General features: G+C 58.3%; 15 protein-coding genes and 1 riboswitch. All 15 genes read right to left on the bottom strand.

Going from position 1 to position 19198, the window contains the following annotated elements; translation table 11 throughout:
- Positions 1 to 89 precede the first annotated feature (89 nt).
- On the bottom strand, positions 90 to 989 hold the full coding sequence (locus tag FOI68_RS23570; protein WP_185973970.1) for a ComF family protein: 900 nt from the start codon (positions 987 to 989) through the stop codon (positions 90 to 92).
- Entirely contained in the window at positions 968 to 2920 is a 1953-nt protein-coding gene (locus FOI68_RS16495; RefSeq protein WP_143863775.1) for an ATP-dependent helicase ComFA, read from the bottom strand. The genes FOI68_RS23570 and FOI68_RS16495 overlap by 22 nt, the downstream gene beginning before the upstream one ends.
- A gap of 122 nt (positions 2921 to 3042) precedes the next feature.
- Positions 3043 to 3414, bottom strand: a complete 372-nt coding sequence (locus tag FOI68_RS16490; RefSeq protein ID WP_185973972.1) for a glycosyltransferase family 2 protein — start codon at positions 3412 to 3414, stop codon at positions 3043 to 3045.
- Between the two features lie 112 nt (positions 3415 to 3526).
- Positions 3527 to 4192: a response regulator gene (locus FOI68_RS16485; RefSeq protein WP_143863773.1), complete on the bottom strand. Its 666-nt coding sequence runs from the start codon at positions 4190 to 4192 to the stop codon at positions 3527 to 3529.
- Positions 4193 to 4221: 29 nt separating this feature from the next.
- On the bottom strand, positions 4222 to 5364 hold the full coding sequence (locus FOI68_RS16480; protein ID WP_143863772.1) for a sensor histidine kinase: 1143 nt from the start codon (positions 5362 to 5364) through the stop codon (positions 4222 to 4224).
- Complete coding sequence (locus FOI68_RS16475) at positions 5361 to 6380, bottom strand: polysaccharide deacetylase family protein (RefSeq protein WP_044898888.1); 1020 nt, start codon at positions 6378 to 6380, stop codon at positions 5361 to 5363. The genes FOI68_RS16480 and FOI68_RS16475 overlap by 4 nt, the downstream gene beginning before the upstream one ends.
- A gap of 126 nt (positions 6381 to 6506) precedes the next feature.
- Positions 6507 to 7718, bottom strand: coding sequence for a methionine adenosyltransferase (metK, locus tag FOI68_RS16470; protein ID WP_143863771.1), 1212 nt, complete (start codon positions 7716 to 7718; stop codon positions 6507 to 6509).
- Positions 7719 to 7847: 129 nt separating this feature from the next.
- A riboswitch (SAM riboswitch) is annotated at positions 7848 to 7948 on the bottom strand.
- A gap of 53 nt (positions 7949 to 8001) precedes the next feature.
- On the bottom strand, positions 8002 to 8466 hold the full coding sequence (locus tag FOI68_RS16465; protein ID WP_029100309.1) for a hypothetical protein: 465 nt from the start codon (positions 8464 to 8466) through the stop codon (positions 8002 to 8004).
- 26 nt (positions 8467 to 8492) lie between these two features.
- The gene (locus FOI68_RS16460) at positions 8493 to 11048 is read right to left on the bottom strand and encodes a S8 family peptidase (RefSeq protein WP_143863770.1); all 2556 of its coding nucleotides are present in this window, start codon (positions 11046 to 11048) and stop codon (positions 8493 to 8495) included.
- A gap of 229 nt (positions 11049 to 11277) precedes the next feature.
- Positions 11278 to 12261, bottom strand: coding sequence for an SLAP domain-containing protein (locus FOI68_RS16455; RefSeq protein WP_029100311.1), 984 nt, complete (start codon positions 12259 to 12261; stop codon positions 11278 to 11280).
- A gap of 56 nt (positions 12262 to 12317) precedes the next feature.
- Positions 12318 to 13283, bottom strand: a complete 966-nt coding sequence (locus FOI68_RS16450; RefSeq protein ID WP_143863769.1) for an SLAP domain-containing protein — start codon at positions 13281 to 13283, stop codon at positions 12318 to 12320.
- A 101-nt stretch (positions 13284 to 13384) separates the two neighbouring features.
- Positions 13385 to 14335: an accessory Sec system S-layer assembly protein gene (locus FOI68_RS16445; RefSeq protein WP_029100313.1), complete on the bottom strand. Its 951-nt coding sequence runs from the start codon at positions 14333 to 14335 to the stop codon at positions 13385 to 13387.
- 344 nt (positions 14336 to 14679) lie between these two features.
- Positions 14680 to 15825: a copper amine oxidase N-terminal domain-containing protein gene (locus FOI68_RS16440; protein WP_143863768.1), complete on the bottom strand. Its 1146-nt coding sequence runs from the start codon at positions 15823 to 15825 to the stop codon at positions 14680 to 14682.
- A 252-nt stretch (positions 15826 to 16077) separates the two neighbouring features.
- A complete protein-coding gene (locus FOI68_RS16435; RefSeq protein WP_143863767.1) occupies positions 16078 to 17031 on the bottom strand; it encodes an aldo/keto reductase family protein in 954 nt (317 codons plus the stop codon).
- Positions 17032 to 17190: 159 nt separating this feature from the next.
- Positions 17191 to 18870 carry a methyl-accepting chemotaxis protein gene (locus FOI68_RS16430; RefSeq protein WP_143863766.1) on the bottom strand — a complete coding sequence of 560 codons (1680 nt, stop codon included), beginning with the start codon at positions 18868 to 18870 and terminating at the stop codon, positions 17191 to 17193.
- Positions 18871 to 19198 lie beyond the last annotated feature (328 nt).

The following is a 19198-nucleotide window of genomic DNA, read 5'->3' as shown; positions in this document are numbered from 1 at the left end:
TGTTCTTCCCGCTGTACTTCCATCATAGCGTATTTTTTCCAAGATGGCTATCAAGAGAATCTGACAGAGTTGTGAGACGGCCGGCCGTTCTACCGAAAGACCGTCAGCGAATAGACGCGGCAGCCATGCCCCACCTGCCCCCTGATTGTCTCCGCGCACGCACGCAGCGTGGAACCGGTGGTGTAGATATCGTCCACGAGCAGGATGGCGTCGGGAGCCATGAGCCGACGCCCAAGAAATGCCGAGCCGATTCTCCGCCACCAGAGCAGCGTGCCCCCACGTTCACGGACATCTGATCCGCCGCCATCCCCAACGATATCCGGCTCGCGTTTACGACAGGATGCGGGGCCCACCCACTCAAACGCTCCCCGCATGCTCTCCTGCCGCGCCGTACGCCCTCCCTGCCTGCTCAGTTTCGGGGTATGTCTCGTCCGCGCCAGCAGGGGGACAACCTCCACGCCGATGCGTTTGCCCAGACCGCTCACCATCAGCTCCACCTGGTTGAAGCCGCGCTCCCGCAAACGGTTGTCATGGAGCGGAACAGCCGCTGCACACCGGAACCGGATTGATCCGTAGTAGCGGTAAAAGGCCAGCGCCAGCAAAGCGGCAAACAAGCCGGCCATGCGTTCGTCTCCTCTGTATTTGAAACGGCTGAGCATGTCTTTTCCCCACTCGTTGTAGACAAGCAGCCCCCGGTTGCCTGCCAACGGTTCATCCCTGACAGACGCGCAGTCCCCGCACTTCTGTCGATCCGACAGCAGGGAAGGCGTCCGGCCGCCCATATCCCGTCCGCACTGGATGCAAATCCGCTCTCCCAAGAGCGGCAGGAGCCGAAGACAATCGGCACACAGCCCCAGTCCGTCCAGCAGTCGGTAGACCGCCGGGTAGCGGGCGGAACGCGCTATGGTCAGAGACAAGCGCCGGACCGCCGCCTCCCGCTCCCGCGAGGCCACCCGGCCGCCACAGCTTACACACGGCTCCCGCAGCATGATGGCGCCTCCTTTTTCCGCAGCCGCTCCGCCAGCCGGTTCATCCTGCGAATCTGCCTGATGGCAGCGTAGGGTGCGGTGGAACGATGAGACTGGATAAACAGCACCGTTCCCTCCGGCGCGTCGGCGGAGCGGCCCACGCGTCCGGCAATCTGGACGAGGGAGGCCTCGTCAAAAACGGGGGCATCCGCCCCGACCACAATCACGTCGCTGCGCGGAATGGTAACGCCCCGCTCCAGAATGGTGGTGGTCACCATCACCGCATGACGCTTGTCCCGAAAGAGGCGCACCTTCTGCTCCCGCTCCGGATCGGCGGCATGGACGCCCGCCATCGCGTTTGCGTGATCCGGCAGGCGGGCCTGCAAATACTGCAGGACCCGGGGAACGTCCTCCACCCGCGGGACAAAGACGAACACCTGACGGCCGGCTGCGAGGGAAGCCTTGACACCATCGAGAAGCGGCGGCACGGGACGCCCCTGCCGCATCCGCTTGTCCAGGGCAGCCACCGTGCACACCCTGGGCACCGGCAGAGGAAACCCGTGATACCGCCCCGGCAGCAGCACGTGGGTAGCGGAGTGTGTCGGGAAACGAAATGCGGATGGGACTAGCCGCTTCCGCAAATAGCGGGGCGGCGTGGCGCTCAGATACAGGGTTTTCCCACCGGGCTGAACGGCGCGGGAAACCGCCCGGTACAAGACAGGGTTGTTGTGGTACGGAAAAGCGTCAGCCTCATCCAGCACGACCAGGGGAAAGCGCTGATAGTACCGCATCACCTGGTGGGTGGTGGCGACGGTAATGTCGGCGTCCTCCCATTTCTCCCGGCTGGACCCGTGAACGGCGATCACGCGCGCCCCCGGGAAAACGCGCTGCAAACGGGGCGCCAACTCCAGCACCACGTCCTTGCGCGGCGTGGCGATCAACACCGGTCCGCCGTCCGCCAGCGTCTCCCGGATGGCTGGGAACAAGAGCTCGGTTTTCCCCGCTCCGCAGACCGCCCACATCAAAAACGCCGAAGGCCCCGGTCTGCTGGCCGCCACGAAGCGCCTGGCCCGTTCCGCCGCTGCCGCCTGCATCTGCGAATACCGCCCCTCCCACTGGAGAGCGGCCGCCGCGCTGTCCTTGCGAAAGCGGGTGCGTTTGCCGGGAACGCAGAGATACGGCGTGCAGCATTTGCTTCTGCCCATGTCCAAACATGTCGTGCAGTATGCGCAGCCCTGCCCGCAGGAGTGGCAGAGCGTGAGCGCGATCCCCCGCTCGCTGCCGCATCGGCCGCACCGCATCGCCAAACGGCGGCGCCACCAGTCCCGCCTCACAAACAGCTCAATGCCCGGCCGCCACTCCGCTTTCCCGTCGAGAACCAGCCACTGCAGACATTCCCCGCGCAGACTTCCTGTCCAGCCGCGCCTGTGCAGAAAGCCGTCCAGCTCTTCCAGCAGCAAAGCGCGTCCCTGCAGCAGCAGATGCAGCCGCTCGCTGTCTGCGCGAAGATCGGGAAGGGCACCAGCGGAGAAAGGGGCTCCCGGACCGAACGGTGCCTCCCTCCCGGCATCGGCATCTTCCCCCTCATCAGCCTGTCGGCCATCCGCATCCCCCGCGTCTTCCCCGGCCCTCTCGAACAAAAACCACTCTCCCCTGAGCGGCTGCATGTCCCGCGCTTCCCGGCCGTACAAGGCGTTGGTTTCCCTGACATGCGCCAGCGCCCATTCCCGCATGGCGGCAATATCCTCTTCCCCGACGTCCCGTCCCTGCAGCCGCGCGTTCAGCACTCCTCTCAGGTAAAAGGCCAGCGCCAGCGACGGGCTTTTGCCGATGACGTGGAGCCTGCAGCCGTCCCGCTCCCGCCAATACGTCTGATCCACCGCAAAACACGGCGTCACATACACGTGCGCCGCCTCGTCCCCCACTTTTACATAGAGCAGGTACTCTCGCACACTACCGCCTCCGTCCCCCTTGTCTCCACACGACCAGTGTGCAAAAAGACAGCGGCTGCCCGCAAATATTTCGGGACAACCATCGTCCCGTGAAGCGGAACCACGGCAAAAGAAAAAGCGCGCTACATCGCGCGCTCCCACTCGCCCGTACGGCGAAGGTCTATGGTCACGGCCGGGACGGCAGCCGCCTCTTCCCCGTTGTCGGCGCAGAGGTGGCCGGCCCGTTTCAAAACAGCCATGATGCCACATGTATCATCAGTCGATCCGTAATCGACATACGAGATGCGTATGGGCGTGCCGCTCCAATACGAACGGACCTGCAGCCGCCGGACCGCGTATTCCACCACCTGCTCCGAGTTGCCGAGCAGCAGCCGGTAATGCACGCATGATTGGTCCGCGCGTTCCGCCATCCGGCTGATCCAGCGGTTTGCAAGCGTCACCATCAGAGAGGAGCAGCCATATGCCGCCAACAGCCACACCACCAACTCTTCCATCACGGTCATACCTCCTCCTGCAATCAAGGTATGCGGAATGGCTTGTTCATGGTGCAGCCGCCTTCTTGTTTTACAGTTTTACCCAGCCGTTTTTGATGGAAATGACCACGGCCTACGTCCGGTCCTGAACGCTCAGTTTTTGCAAAATGCTGCTGACGTGGTTTTTGACCGTCTTCTCACTGATAAACAAAAACTCCCCGATGGCCCGGTTGCTCTTCCCTTCCGCCATCAACTGCAGGACCTCGCGCTCGCGGCGGGTCAGCGACTCGATCACCTTGGGATCGACCGGCTCCGAATCCTCTACCGCAAACGTCCGTTCCGACGCTCCTTCCTGTTCGCTCAGGCGGCGAAACTCTTCAATCAGCTTGCCTGTTACTTTCGGATGGATATACGCGCCGCCTCCGGCCACCACGCGAACGGCTTCCACCAGATCGTTCGTCCCCATCTCTTTCAGCAGATAGCCGGACGCTCCGGAACGCAGCGTGCGGTACACGTAGCCTTCGTCGTCATGAATGGACAGGATGATCACACGGGTATCCGGGCTTACGGAAATGACGTGTTCCGCGGCGGAGACACCGTTGACATTGGGCATGTTAATGTCCATCAGGACCACATCCGGCTTGTGCTCCTCGGCGAGGCGATACGCCTCTTCCCCGTCGGAACCTTCGCCGATTACCCGAAAATCGCTCTCCATTTCCAAAATCCGCTTTACGCCTTCACGGAACAGTTGATGATCGTCCACAATGACAATCCGGATTTCTTGCTGCCTTTTCTCCATGTTCATCCTCCCTATGCACGATTTCGCACTCAAAATTTAACCGGTATTTGAAACATCACTTTCGTTCCTTCTCCAGGCGACGACTGCAGCTCCATCGTACCCTCGAGCAGCTGCGCCCGCTCCTTCATTCCCAACAGCCCAAAGGACCCTCCTTTGGCTGTGCGCTTGTCTACGTCAAAGCCGACCCCGTCATCTTTGACAACGAGAACCAGCGAATCCTCCAAGAACTCGAGTTTCACCTGGACCGTGCTGGCCCCCGCATGCTTTTCCACGTTGTTCAGGCACTCCTGTACCAGACGGAAGATGGCGGCTTTGACGGAGCTCTTGAGCGGCTGCTCCACGCCAAACACGACCAGGTCGACGGAGACGTGCGTTCGCTCCTCGTAGGTTTGAATGTATTTCTGCAGCGTGGGCACCAGCCCCAAATCGTCCAGCGCCATCGGCCGCAGGTCAAAAATGATCCGCCTAACATCGGCCAAGCTCATGCGGACCATCTCTTTCAGTTCGTACAGTTCCATCTGCGCTTCCAGGATGCGGTCGTTTTTCAGCATCTTCTCCACGATTTCCGAGCGCAGCACCACGTTGGCCATCGATTGGGCCGGACCGTCGTGAATTTCGCGCGCGACGCGCTTCCGTTCTTCCTCCTGGGCCTGAATGATCTTCAACCCCATCATCTGATGCTGCTTGGCCGTCTCCAGCGCTTCGTCGACCTTGCTCAAGTCGCCGGTCAGGTACCCGAGCACAACCCCCATCTGCGTGACCAGCTTTTCCGCCCGCTCGATCGTCTCCTCCAGATTGCGAAGCTGCCGCTCCAGATCATTGCGCCTGCGCTTCAGGTTGTTTTCCCGTTCCCGGAAAATGGACAGCTCCACCTGGATGCGGCTCGCTTCCTCGTACGCGATGCGGATGTCTTCTTCCGTATAGGTGTGGAAGTTGCGGCTCACCAGCACCAGCCGGTTGCGCGACTTGCGGTAGGCGAGCTCCAGCGCGTCCACCTTTTGTATCACTTTGGAAATTTCTTGTCGCAATTCATGCAATTCCAGCTTTAACGCATTGCCCTGCTGGCGTGCATGTTCCGAAATCTCAAAGATTTGCGCCTTGCTTGCCTCCACCGTCTCAATCGTTCGTTTAATCACTCCATCCAACATGCTGATGCTGATTGCCTGATTCATTCCTGCTCTCCTTCAAATCCGTTTTTCGCTTTCGTAAATAGCTGGTGGAGTTGGGCAGTATCCATCTCGCGCAAACCGACGTCAAAGCGCGGGATGGCCAGCGGATTGACGCCGGGTGTCACCACTCCCGGATTGGAGTTGAACACGTAACGGTAGCCGGCTTGTTGGGCTGTCTGCAGAACGATGTCATTGAAAAAGCCGAACGGCAAGGATATGGTATCCACCGGTCGGCCCACCAGATCGCTCAGGCCGACGCGGGACATGGTAAAGTCAACGTACAATCGGTTCCGGTATTCCTGCTCGTCTTCCAGGCGCTGCACATCCTCCATGTATACGGGAGCGGTCTTTGGCCCCCATTCTCCCCATTCGCTGCTGGCGGCCTGTTCATGCAGACTGTAAGTGTGTGAGCCGATATCCACCAGCCCGGAAACGAGCATTTCTTTTATCTGTTGGCGAGTCAACGGTGTCGTCATATTTTCTCGCTTGCGCTCCACGGTGTCCCGCAGCCGACCTGCTATGGCAAAATTGACGGATGGAAACTGGTACCGGCGCAGCACGGGAAACGCATGCGTGTAGTAACTCTCGTATCCATCGTCAAACGTAATCAGCACGGCGTTGTCGGTGGACAGCACGCCGGTGTCGACAAAACGCAAAAACTCCGACAGCGAAATCGGATGCAGGTCATTCTCGCGCAAAAACGCCATATGCCGGGCAAATTGGTCCGGGTCAATCACATAGCGTTGGTTCAATTGGTTCGACACATGGTGGTAGGTCAGCACCACCACCCGATTTCGATACCACTGCCTGGGTACGACGGCTTCGTCCTTTTCGGCCGTTCGTTCCCGCGCTGCAGCGGCTTCCTCCCCGCTTGTGCTTATAGACGTAGGAACCGGGGGAAAATGTTGCACTTTTGGCATGTTCTTATTTGGAAGATGCACACCCCCGAGCAGTCCGGCAGTCACGACCAGACCGAACGACACCAGAATGACAAGGAAGAAGGGCCACCTTTTCGGCAACAAAATCCCTCCTTACAGCCTACATAGTGATTCGACACCGGTGAACGGATTCCTTTATGACTGGATTACCATTCCTATCCAAGAAAAAAAGCCTAGTGCGTACACTAGGCTCTCCCTACTCGGTTGTTAGTTCAACAGATTGGCAGCGTCCTGTTTCAGCGCTTCCGCCTTGTCTGTCTTCTCCCACGGCACATTCAGGTCGTTACGCCCAAAGTGACCGTATGCGGCGGTTTGCTTGTAGATCGGACGACGCAGGTCAAGCTGCTTGATGATCCCTGCCGGGCGCAGGTCGAAGTGCTTGCGGACGAGCTTCACCAGCTCCTCCTCGGCGATCTTGCCGGTGCCGAACGTATCCACGCTGATGGACACAGGCTGTGCCACACCGATGGCGTACGCTACCTGCACTTCGCACTTGTCCGCCAGGCCGGCCGCGACGATGTTCTTCGCCACGTAGCGCGCTGCGTATGCGCCGGAGCGGTCCACCTTTGTCGGGTCTTTGCCGGAGAACGCGCCGCCGCCGTGACGAGCGTAGCCGCCGTAAGTGTCCACGATGATTTTGCGTCCGGTCAAACCGGCGTCGCCCTGCGGACCGCCGATCACGAAACGGCCGGTCGGGTTGATGAAGTACTTGGTCTCGTCATCCAGCAGTTCAGCGGGAACGACCGGCTTGATGACGTGTTCCATCAGGTCTTTCTTGATTTGTTCCAGCGTCGCTTCCGGCGCATGTTGGGTGGAGATGACAATGGTGTCGATGCGCACCGGCTTGTCGCCTTCGTATTCCACGGTCACCTGCGTTTTGCCGTCCGGACGCAGATAGCTGAGCGTGCCGTTTTTGCGCACTTCGGTCAGGCGGCGGGCCAGCTTGTGCGCCATGCTGATCGGCAGCGGCATCAGTTCAGGCGTTTCGTTGCAGGCAAACCCGAACATCAACCCTTGGTCGCCGGCGCCGATCGCTTCGATTTCCTCGTCGGTCATCTTGCCTTCGCGCGCTTCCAGGGCCTGGTCCACACCCAGGGCGATGTCGGCAGACTGCTCGCCGATCGCGGTGATGACGCCGCACGTGTCTGCGTCAAAACCGAATTTGGCGCGGTCATAGCCGATTTCGCGGATCGTGTCGCGCACCAGCTTTTGAATGTCCACATAGGTGTTGGTGGTGATTTCACCCGCCACGAGCACGAGACCGGTGGTTACGGACGTTTCGCAAGCCACGCGGGCGTTCGGATCCTTTGCCAGGATCGCATCCAGAATGGCGTCGGAAATTTGGTCACAAATCTTATCCGGATGACCTTCGGTGACAGATTCAGAAGTGAACAGACGACGACCTTTTTGCAATGCCATGTGTACGACCTCCTTTGGACTCATACAAATAGTGTGGTAGCCGAAACAGGTTCTTATCAGACGAAGGCACATGCAAAAAAAAACCTTTTCCGTTTGAGGAAAAGGTGCTTGTTTTGATGCGTTCCTTACCTCTTATCGGCCAGAACAGATATCCGTTCTGCTGGTTAGCACCGCTCAAGTCGGTTGCCGGGCTTCATAGGGCCAGTCCCTCCGCCTGCTCTGGATAAGAGTATCCATTACGGATAATAGGATACTGGTTTTTCTCTTCGGTGTCAATATGCACTTAGCGGATTTCGTATTTGCCGCGCACCATGATGTAGGCCACGCCGCCGTAGTTCGGGTCCAGCCGCAAACCGCGGTTGTCGGAGCGGGCGATCAGGAGCAGGTGGTTGTGGGAAACCGGTGCACCGGCACGGAGATCCGCCCCCTCCGTAATGTCGGTCAGACCATCTCCCTTGTCGCCGGCGACAGCCTGCACCTGTCCGGTGCGGACGATGAATTCCGTCCCTTCAAAGCCGTACAGCGTCTGGCCCGGATACAGCTCCACCACGGTCAATCCGCTGGTCCCGCTGCCGCCTCCACTGCCCAGCGCTCGTTGGATCTGCTGATCGACGTAGCTCTTCGTCACGACCGGGTCGTCTGCGGAACCCGGCACGCCGGCGCTTCCGCCGTCAGCCATCGCCTGGGAAGCAAAAATGGCCGTTCCGACTACCGCGGCTGCAAGCAATCCTTTTGTCGCTTTGTTCATCTCGATGTCCTCTCCTTTTCTGAAGATCACAATTGATAGACCCTGGCCAACAGGACGACCACCTCGGCCCGGGTCGCGTGTCCCTGCGGCTTGAAGAGATTCCCGTATCCCTTCAGCCATCCTCTGGAGGTGAGCGCCTCGATGGCCGGAGACGCCCAGTGGCTGGTCGATACGTCACGGTACGAAGACCTGCTGTGCTTGTACAAGAGCAGGTTCTGGGCGCGGGCTGTCATCTGGGCCATCTCCGCCCGGGAGATGGGCTGGTTCGGCTTGATCGTCCGGTTGGGGTACCCCTGCAAAATCCCCAGTTGATAAGCCTTCAAGAGCGACTGGTACGCCCAATGGGAGCTGGACAGGTCGCCGAACGGATTGCGGCCCGTGTACGACCCCACCGGCAGCCCTTTGGCCCGCATGGCCTGGATCAGCATGGTGGCAAACTGTGCCCGCGTCACCTGCTGGTTGGGCTGGAACGTGGCGTTTTCAAAGCCCTTGACGACCCCTTTTCGAGTCAGCCGGGCGATGTCGGAGCGGGCCCAGTGAGTGGCGATGTCGCGGTAGCCGTCCACCAGCTTCTCCTTGTGCAGCGTGAGGCGGTAGGCGTCGTATTTGAACGAAACCGCGCTGCTCAATCGGATGTAGTACCTGCCGGGCTTGAGTTTCAATCCGATGACTTCCTTGCCCTGATCAGACAACTGGGCCACCTGGTCGGTAGCGGCCAGCGCATAATTGAACGTTTGGGACCCGTAGATCTCGATGCGCATCCCCCTGGACACGGGGACAAACGGCGCGCGAACGCTGACGTAGGATTCCGAATCGACGGTAAATTGGAACCAGTCCGAGTCGGTATGGGTCGGCAAGGTGCCCGTCATCAGCGTGCCGCTGGCCAGATGAGACGCCTGGCGATACGTATCGTTGGGTTCGTTGACGTCCTTGCGAACCGGCGTGTAGGTCAAATCCAGCCGGTATTCCCCGTTTACCTGATTGCGCCAGTACTCGCTGATCCGGATGTAGTACTTGCCCGGCGACACCTCTTTTTGCGCCCGCTCGGTCGGGTCGTCCCGGTCCCCGGTGTCGTACTCTTCCCATCCCTGCCCCTGTTTGCCGATGCGCATGTTCAGATCCATCCGCTTGGTGTCAGGGGTAACGGTAATGTTCAGCCGGCCATACTCGCGCACGTAGTAGGAAAACCAGTCCTGGTCGCCTTCTTCGTGAAAATTGCCGGTCACGCTGATCTGATTCCCGACCAGCGGACGCGCCGTATCCATGTTGTTGTTTCGCTCGTAGCGGTCCGGGTTGATCGTAAACGAGCTGGTCAGCACGTAGGTAAACGCGTTAACCCCGCCGCTTCGCTGCAGTTTGATCAGCATCCGTCCGGCCTTGGCCGGAACCGTCAGGGTATCGCCGTTGCCGATGTAATACGTGACCGGCGTGCGATTCTCCGAATAAAACGTGGCGGCCATGGGGGACGATATCGATGTGGTGACAGAACCCCTCAACGTCACTTTTCCGTCGTAGGGAATATCCATCTTGTACCAGTCGATCGTGTCGGACGGGTTGAGCCGGCCGCGAATCTGCGACTCGATGGGAAACGGACTGGCTTGTCCCATGCTGTTGTTCGGCTCGTGAAAATCCGTCGAGGGATTGGTTCGGACGGCCCGGTAGACATTGAGCAGGCCGTAGCCCGTTCGCCGGTCCCAGCCGCGCTCGCCGAGATCGGTGGCGGTCTGGTACAGGAGCTGCCGCACATCGAACGGCGACATGCCGGGATGGCGTGCCAGCACAAGCGCAGCGGCCCCGGCCACCTGGGGAGCGGCGGCCGATGTGCCGCTCAACGTGCCGTATTTGCCTCCGGGCTTGGTGGTGTACACGTTCATGCCGGGTGCCACCAGATTCAACTCCGGCCCCGAATTGGACTCGTACAGCGGTTCGTTGTTGCTTTTGACCGCCCCGACGGCGATGACGGTCGGATAAGCAGCCGGATAGGCGACCCGGTCGCTCTCGTTGCCGCTGGCCGCCACCAGCACCGCTCCGCTCGCTTCCGCCCGTTGGACCGCCTCCGTCAAGGCTTTGGAGTACGACATGCTGCTGACCGACATGAGGATCACCTTGGCCCCCCGATCCAGCGCCATGTGTATCCCCTTGGCCACCACGTCAATACTGTCCTGCTGGCCGTATTTGTCCAGCACCTTGATCGGCAGGATGCGGGCGTTCCACAGCACCCCGGACACCCCGATGCCGTTGTTTCCCCTGGCCGCGATGATGCCTGCCACCGCCGTGCCGTGTCCGTTTGCGCTGTCGTCATAGGGAGACTTGCCCGGATTCACCAGGTTGATCCCCGGCAGCACATTCCCTTTCAAATCGGGATGGTTGGCATCCACCCCTGTATCCAAGACGGCGATGATGATGGAATTGTTGCTGTTCACCGTTTTCCACGCCTGGTCCGCCTTGATCTGCTTCAGGTGGGTCTGGTTGTTTATGTACCGGTCCGATGTAATTCCGGCCGCCGCAGCGGCTCTGACGTTCGCGAAAGCGGCTGTCAGTCCGATGGCGACCACAAGCCCCAATATGATAACTCTCCTCATGAAAATGACAGTCCTTCCTCCCCTGTTTCCGCATGCCGGCGAAACACAAGGAATGCAGGTAGTGGCGGGTCACATGCCCTTCTCTCTTCATTCTATCTATCTAGCATAGCGGAATAAATGGACGAAACGCAACCCTGTCAATCCAATTCTTGGAACGCTGACGACATACCCGGCAAACGGCAGAACCCCCTTCCGCCGCGGCAAAAGGGGGTCTCCCTGAAACGTTCCGTTATTGCAAAAAGCCCTTCGGCTGCGAGGTTTCGGATGCAGCCTGCTCTTTTTTCTGCTGTTTGGCCTTGGGGATGAAAGCGGTACAATCGGCGGCTTTCACGCCTTCTTTCTTGATCGACGTCGCCGGGATTTCAAACGCCCAGATCCGACTGCCCTTGGCTTCCACCTTCAAGTTTTCCAGCGTGTAGTGGACGCGGGCTACCGCATCTCCTGCCTTGTCGTGCACGATAATCGGCACTTCCGTAAACTCCAGGCGCTTGTTCAGCCCGTTGCGGAACAGCACGACCACCTTCAGGCCGTTGTTGGTTCCTTCCGTAATGTCCAGCACCTGCAGGTCCACCAGGCCTTCTTCAACCGGCAGAGCGGCCGCCTTTTCCCGGTACTGCTGCTGCTCCTCTTCGGTCAGCTCTCCGCCCAGCATTTCCGGATGCTCGGCTGTTTTCTCGGGTTTCTTGTACTCCAGTGTGAGCGGCACTTCCTTATCCGGCAGGTCGTCAAACTCGCTCCACGGGAACAGGAACTCGCACGGGCGGCTCGACTTGTCGCCGATCGGCCCAAACTCCAGCAGATGAAACGTTTTGCGTGCGACGACTTTTCCGTCCGGCGTCACCAGTCTCAGCGGCAGCCGCTGAAACAGCATGCTGCGGCTGGTGGCATTGCGGATAAAGGTAAGCACGAGGTACCCTTCCTGCGTCACCTGGGTAAAAAACGGGAAGATCCCCACTTCATCCCGCACCACAGGCGGCAGCTCGTCGTGGATGTACTGCAGCAGCTCGGTTTCCTGCTCCTCCAGCTTATCGCCCCAGGGGCCGTGCAGGCTCAGGATCATTTCCTTGGAAGGGATGCGATTGGACGACTGCTCCGGATTGTCGATCCCGGACACGCCCAGGTAAAACTCCTTTTGCAGGTGCTTGTGCACCTCTTCACGCACTTGCTCCAGGCTCTCTTTGGAGCCAAACCAGTTTTCCAGCAACCAACTCATGACAAAACCTCCTCATTTCCCGACCGGCGGATCACACATAGCAGATGCAGGGGCGGTCAGGTAACCTCCAACACCCATCGTTTCAGGCTGGCGTTCGGCTTTTTCACCGCATTTGCCGGGAAGACAAACAGCCACGGACGGCTGGTCCCCGGACGGACCCGAATGCTGCTGCCGTCTATCACCCCGGTTGCGACCACGTCGCCCTCCGTGTCGGAAACGGTAATCTTCAATTGGTCCGGGCGATAGTCTACCGGCAAGCCATTACGGAACAGCACGGCCACCACCAGTTCTCCCTTTTTCGTCCAGCCGATGTCAAATCCGGTAGCCTCTACGGATTCGGCCTCAATCGGCGGCAGTGAATGGATCAAGAGCTCCAGGCGGTCTTTTTGCCGTTCAGTCATGCGTGCTTCCATCTGCGGGTCGAGGTCGAGATGATTGGGCCAGACGTAAGGGTTGGCCTGCGCCTTCATCATCACTTTCCAGCGTGTGAAGCTGAAATTCTCATGCAGGTACGTGCCCTCCGGAAAGAAGACCTCCCACGGACGGCTGCTGCGCGGCGGAATCGATCCCATTCCGCTCAGATCAACCCGCTGACGAGCAAACGGCTTGTCGTCCAGATAGATCGCCAGGGTAATGTCTTTAAACCGCACGGGGCGGTCCAGACCATTGCGGACAAACATCGCCACAGTAAGGCCCTCCGGATTCGGAATCAGGCTGAATCCGGTCACGCTGATGCTTCCGGCGGGCACATCCGGCAGTTGTGCCTGCAGAAAACGGAGGGTGTACTTTTTCTCGTTGTCCAACTGCTGCTCCCAGGCCGGGTGAAGAGACAGGTCCGTCCGCACTTTCTGGTTCCGGGCCTCCGCAGCCGGTACGGCCTCTCCAGCTTCAACCTCCGCCTCCTGTTCGCTCAGCTCGGCAAAATCGACAGCCGCATCTTCCTGAATGTCTTTTTTCAACTCTTCCACGGAGCGTGTTTTTCCCTGCTCCTTGTTCAGCCAATTCTTAAAAAAGGAAAACATCTGCATCCTCCTCTCCTGACCGCAGCACAAATGAAGCTTCTCTCTATGATAAGACTTTTCTGCAGGCGGGGTCAAATGGCCGCGGACGATTGAACGCCGCCTTACCCCTGCGGCACGCCCACCTTCCACCGAGAGAAGTCCGCGTCATCCTTCAACACGCTTTCTTTGGGGTAGATAAACATCCACGGCTTGCTGGTATTGGCGTTGACGGTCAATCCGCCCAGTTCAAACAGCCCTTCCGCCACCTTGTCTCCCGCCGCGTCGTAAAGTGCGAGCGGCAGCTTCTCGATGGACAGCGACTGCGTCGACCCATTGCGGATCAAGAGCATCGCGTGCAGCGCACCGTCCTCCGCCCGGCGAAGCTGAACGCTCTGGATGTTGACTTCCCCTTCCTTTAGCGGCGGCAGCCGTTTGGCCAGTTCGATCAGGGACTGTTTCTGCTCGTCCGTCAGTGCCTTGATCCACGACTCTTCCAGTTCCAACTGCTGAGGCAGCACCATCTTTTTCTGCGCCAGCTCAAACGCGATCTTCCAGTTGGTGAGCAGGACATTTACCTGCAGGAAGTGCTCCCGCTTAAACACAAACGTCCACGGCCTGGCCGCGTACGGCGGAATTTCGCCCAGCTCTCCCAGGTCAAACGTCTGTCGGGTAAACAACTGCTGATCCCCAAACAAAACGACCAGCGGCATCTCCCCCAGGCGCAGGGGCCGGTTGGTGCCGTTGCGCAGGAAAGCCGTCACCTGAACGCCGTCGTCGTGCGGGACAAGCGAAATGCCGGCCAGGGAAATGTTCCCCTCCTCCAGCGGCGGCAGTTCCTGTGCCATAAACGACAACGCGTATTTCTCCTGCATGTTCAGCCGCTTTTCCCACGACTCATGCAGCGACAGGGATGTCGTCACGCCAGCCGCCTTGGACTCCGTCTCTTTCCGCTCCGGTGCCTTCTCGGACACGCCGGTATCGGCTGCCGGCAATACCGACTCCTCCTGCACCTGCTGTTTCACATCTTCCGGCGTCGGCGTCTTCCCCAACATGTTTTTCAAAAAGGATAACATAACGTCTCTCCCAACTTTTCTCTACATCTATATGTAAAGGAATATAGAGATGCTGTTCGTACTCCACTATAGCACAGTGAGCCCTTAATGCAACATCGAAAACTTGGTATCCGTTCAAGGCTTTTGACGGTTTCGCCGAATGGCTTCATGCGCCGTCCTGGCGGTCACGGAGATCGCGTGCCGATCTTCATCGCGGATCGGCAATCCCTGTTAGAATACCTGTGCGGTTTCGTCCCGTCAAGAAATGGAACGCGTTGGATGCGGGCATGGTGCCTTCTAAAACAAATAGAGAGGGCAAAACCTGCGTATGGTTCGCCCTCTCGTTTCGACTCAGGTTGTTGTCTTTACGGCGTCGTCACCGTCTGTGTGCCGGAGCCGGCCGATTCGGAAGCCTCGCTGGTTGGTGCCGTTTCCGAGGCAGCGGATTCCGATGTGTTTGACGCTTCGCTCGCGTCTGCTGCCGGTGTGGGCGCTGCTTCTTCCCCTTCTCCGCTTGTTGCCGGTGTCTCCGGTGTGGTGTCGATATCGTCGGTTCCCGTCAGGCTGCCATCCTCGATGATGATCAGATCCCCTTTCTGCTGATAACCGACTTTTGCCTTCAGCGTTTCCCCAATAAAACGGAGCGGCAAAAAGAGGCGGCCCTTTTTGATCACCGGCGGGGTCTCCAGCTTGATCTTCTCCCCGTTCACTTCCGCTTCGCCGGAATCGAGATACAGCGTGATCTTGTTGTCGCCGCGCACCACTTCGACGGTGCGGGTCTCCCCGTTCCACTTCACCTCGGCCTTCAGCGCAGCGCCGATGGCACGCACAGGCACCAGAGCGCGTCCCTTTTCCACGAACGGGGCGGTGTCCATCACGACTTCTTTTCCATTGACAAACGTCTTCAGCGACGTGTCGCCTGTTTTCTCGTACAGTTCGCCCAGCTTGTCGAACAGTTTCTGATCGCCCGGTTTATAGAAGCGGTTGAGCAGTTCTTTTTGAACGTCCAGCGCCTGCTTCAGTTCGGACTGCTGCTCCAGCATCCTGGTCAGCTCTTCGTATTTCGCTTTCAGTTCTCCCGTTGCCTCTTTGACGTGCTTCAACTGCTGACGCAGTTCGATCAGTTCCTTCTTGGTCTTGACAGCTTGCTGGACCGCTTCTTTTTTGGAAGACGGAGCCGTTCCATCCGCGCGTGACTCCGTGGAAGGCGTTTGGGAAGCAGGTGATTCCGTTTGAGAAGGGGCTTCCCGCCCCGGTTTTGCTTGTGGGGAACCGCCTTCTGCGGTCGAACCGGTAGGCTTGTCCTTGTCCGGTTTCTCCTTTTCTTTCCCGTTCTTTTCGTCCTTATCCGGTTTTCCCTTGTCTTTGCCCTTTCCCTTGTCGTCTTTGTCCCCTTGACCGCCACCGTTCCCTTTTTGGGCTTCTTTTACCGGTTTTTCCGCATGGACGGCGGCCAGAGGCGTACAGGCCAGCAGGGTGAGCACCAAACTTGCAGACAGCCATTTTTTCATCGTATGTCCCTCCCGCTTGCATCAGAAGTGATACGTGCTCTGTTTACCATATCGGCAAATCGGCGGGAACTTGATAGGGGAAAAGAGGATCCGGCTATAAAAACAGCAAGCCCCACGGAAATGGAGCTTGCTGAGTGAGGCTGCCGCTATGCACATGTGACATGTCCCTTTTTTGTCCAAGTGCCGACCGGCTTCTTCTGGGCGGAAACGCCCGTTTCACACACCCGTTCCGCATCGGCGCGGGTAATGGCATCATGCCTGTTCCAGAATCTCGTCGATTGTGGCCAGCGTCTCGTCCGGAATCGTCACCCCGGAGGCTTTCACGTTGTGTTCCACCTGCTCGGGCACGCTCGCTCCGATGATCGCGCTGGAGACGTTCGGTTGGCGCAGCGTCCAGGCCAACGCAAGCTGAGCCAAGGAAAGCCCCAGTTCTTCGGCGATGGGACGCAGACGCTCCACCTTGCGCAGGTTCTCTTCTTTCAACCACGATTTCACTGTCTGATTGCCGTGTTTGTCGGCCGCCCGGCTGCCCGCAGGCGCATCATTCACCGTTCGGTACTTGCCGGCAAGCACGCCCTGCGCCAGCGGCGAATAGACGACCTGTCCGATGCCGTTTCGCTCGCACAGCGGAATGATTTCCTTCTCAATCTCTCTTGCGAACATGTTGTACAGCGGCTGATTCGCCACGATCCGGTGCAGCAGGTTTTTGTCCATGATTGATACCGCTTCGGCGATTTGCGCCGCTGTCCAGTTGCTGATGCCGACATACAGCACTTTGCCCTGCCGGACGAGATCGTCCATCGCCCGCAGCGTCTCTTCCATGGGGGTGTCGTTGTCGAAGGCGTGGCAGTAGTACACGTCGATGTAATCGAGACCGAGCCGCTTCAGGCTCGCTTCGCACTGTTCCATGATGTGCTTGCGGGACAATCCCCGGTCGTTGGGTCGATCGCCCATCGGTCCCCAGACTTTGGTCGCCAGCACGTACGACTCGCGGGGATACTTCCGCAGGGCCTCACCGACCACCTTCTCCGCTTCCCCGTTCATGTAAATGTTGGCTGTGTCGAAGAAGTTGATTCCCAGTTCATAGGCCTTGTCGATGGTGGAGATCGCCTCCTCCCTGCCGACATAGCCTCCGTACGTCAGCCAGCTTCCCAGGCTGATTTCGCTCACTTTCAATCCCGAGTTTCCGAGACGACGGTACTTCATCTTCGTTCCCTCCCGAGAAAGGATTCGAAAAAGCGGGTAGCTGCCGCGACTCCTTCTCTATTTTATCACGAAGCTGTCCGAGCGCTTCAAGATGTCAAGAGGCAAACTCAACAGAAAGACCTCACCCATAGCGATGAGGTCCTTTTCCACCCTGTTTCCCTACACCCGAAAACGCGAAATGAGTTTCTGCAGGTCTTCCGACATTTGAGAGAGAGCCAGGGCCGAAGACGAGATTTCTTCCATGGAGGCCAACTGTTCTTCCGCAGCGGCAGACACATTCTGCGTTCCTGCGGCTGTTTCATTTGCCACTTCCCGGATCAAGGTGATGGATTGCACGATTTCTTCCACAGACGCCGACATCTGCTGCGCGCTGGCGGATACCTCCTGAATCTGAACGGCAACGTCATCCACGGAACGCTGAATGTGCGCGAAGGACGTTCCCGCCTGGGTCACGACGTTCATCCCTTCGCTCACTTCGTCCTTTACCTGATCCATGGAAGCGACCGCTTTCTCCATCTGCCCGCGGATCATCGAAATAACGTCGTGGATTTGATTCGCAGACGCCGCCGACTGCTCCGCAAGTTTCCGCACTTCATCGGCAACGACCGCGAATCCCCGGCCATGCTCACCCGCTCTTGCCGCTTCAATGGCTGCGTTCAGCGCCAACAGATTCGTTTGGGAGGCAATGTCGGTAATCACTTGCACAATGTGACCGATTTCCATGGAACGTTCGCCCAATTCCTTGATGACCGCTGCCAGGTCGTTCACCTTGTCGTGAATCGACCCCATCTGATCGCTGGCGGTTTGGAGCGCCCGATTTCCTTCCTCCGCCACCTGGGCTGCCTGTACGGAAGAGGCGGATACCTTCTGGGCGTTGGCCGCAATTTGTTGGATTCCCTGCGCCATCTCCTGAACAATCTGGGCACTTTGGCCTACGCTGGAGGCCTGCTGCTCGGAGCCTGAGGCGACTGCCTGCACGGTGGCAGCGATTTGCTCCGTGGCTTTACTTGTTTGCTCCGCACTGGCTGTCAGCTCTTCAGCGGAGGCTGCCACCTGTTCAGCGTTGATGCGCACTTGCTGAATCAAGCCGCGCAAATTGTTTTTCATGACCGTAAAGGAATGAGCCAGTGCCCCGATCTCATCTCTGTTCGTTACATGAAGATCTTCCACGGTCAGGTCGCCTGACGCAATTTTTTCGGCCGAGGACGCGAGCTGCACAACGGGTCGCGCAATCAGTCTGGAAACCACATAGCCAATGCAAATCGCCAGGATGACCGCGATCACGCTGATCATCGACACGGTGGTCACCACTCCGTTCACCATCGCGGCGTTTTCCTGGGTGGCCTGGGTCATGAGCTGCTGCTGTCGTTCACTGATCTGGTCCGCGATCGTTCGAATATCCCGTGAAATCGGAAACAAAGAGGTCGTGGCAAAGTCCAGGGCCTGCTCTTTCGTTTCCGAAACTATCAGATTTTTCGATTTTAGAAACTGCTTGTTCAGTTGTTCGATCTTGCTCAGGGAAACCTTGGTTTCCTGCGTATCGGCCAGTCCCATGGAGGTGGAGACCAATGCCGACAACTGCTTGCTTGCATCCTCCACTTTTTCCATCGCTTCCGCATTTTGGGTCAGCAAATAGTCCCGCAAACTGCTGTTCAATTGGGTCGCGTGCACTTGAATGTTCTTCGCGTTCAAGAGGATGATGACTCTTCGGTTCATGACATCAGAATACGAGCTGTCCACTTTCTTGAGAAAGTAAAAAGACAGGCCGCTCACCATTACCAAAAGAAGCGCAACTGATAAAAACCCGGCGGTTACTTTTCTGCCAATCGTCCATTTCATGTCTGTACTCCTCCGATTGATAGGGACTTGCGTCTCAGACTCTTCGTTCACGACCTTGTTCGCTAGGAAAAAATACCAAGGATAAGTAATATCAAACTACCACGAGAACGCATGATGGTCAATGCCCTCCGGCATGCGAGCTTCTTCCTCCTCCATCCGGGCTCCCGGGCAAAGGGCTGTTTCTGCTGCACATTTTTGGTTCCCATGTACGAATGTATAAGAACGTTGGAAACGGTCTCCATAGCATGAAGTAGCACAAGGAAAGGAGGAAGGGTTATGGATCACACTGCGTACCATCGAAGCAGATGGCGGCATCACATGCGGATGG

It is taken from the genome of Brevibacillus sp. LEMMJ03 (genome assembly GCF_007197875.1).
Lineage (GTDB): Bacteria > Bacillota > Bacilli > Brevibacillales > Brevibacillaceae > Brevibacillus > Brevibacillus thermoruber.
The sequence above is the reverse complement of the archived record's forward strand: the minus strand, read 5'-3'. Positions and strand labels throughout refer to the sequence as shown.

Bases quoted from the DNA above. Each gene is read 5' to 3' on its own strand.
- FOI68_RS23570 (WP_185973970.1), bottom strand. From the start codon at position 989: ATGCTGCGGGAGCCGTGTGTAAGCTGTGGCGGCCGGGTGGCCTCGCGG.
- FOI68_RS16490 (WP_185973972.1), bottom strand. From the start codon at position 3,414: ATGGAAGAGTTGGTGGTGTGGCTGTTGGCGGCATATGGCTGCTCCTCT.
- FOI68_RS16485 (WP_143863773.1), bottom strand. From the start codon at position 4,192: ATGGAGAAAAGGCAGCAAGAAATCCGGATTGTCATTGTGGACGATCAT.
- FOI68_RS16480 (WP_143863772.1), bottom strand. From the start codon at position 5,364: ATGAATCAGGCAATCAGCATCAGCATGTTGGATGGAGTGATTAAACGA.
- metK (WP_143863771.1), bottom strand. From the start codon at position 7,718: ATGGCATTGCAAAAAGGTCGTCGTCTGTTCACTTCTGAATCTGTCACC.
- FOI68_RS16465 (WP_029100309.1), bottom strand. From the start codon at position 8,466: ATGAACAAAGCGACAAAAGGATTGCTTGCAGCCGCGGTAGTCGGAACG.
- FOI68_RS16460 (WP_143863770.1), bottom strand. From the start codon at position 11,048: ATGAGGAGAGTTATCATATTGGGGCTTGTGGTCGCCATCGGACTGACA.
- FOI68_RS16455 (WP_029100311.1), bottom strand. From the start codon at position 12,261: ATGAGTTGGTTGCTGGAAAACTGGTTTGGCTCCAAAGAGAGCCTGGAG.
- FOI68_RS16450 (WP_143863769.1), bottom strand. From the start codon at position 13,283: ATGTTTTCCTTTTTTAAGAATTGGCTGAACAAGGAGCAGGGAAAAACA.
- FOI68_RS16445 (WP_029100313.1), bottom strand. From the start codon at position 14,335: ATGTTATCCTTTTTGAAAAACATGTTGGGGAAGACGCCGACGCCGGAA.
- FOI68_RS16440 (WP_143863768.1), bottom strand. From the start codon at position 15,825: ATGAAAAAATGGCTGTCTGCAAGTTTGGTGCTCACCCTGCTGGCCTGT.
- FOI68_RS16435 (WP_143863767.1), bottom strand. From the start codon at position 17,031: ATGAAGTACCGTCGTCTCGGAAACTCGGGATTGAAAGTGAGCGAAATC.
- FOI68_RS16430 (WP_143863766.1), bottom strand. From the start codon at position 18,870: ATGAAATGGACGATTGGCAGAAAAGTAACCGCCGGGTTTTTATCAGTT.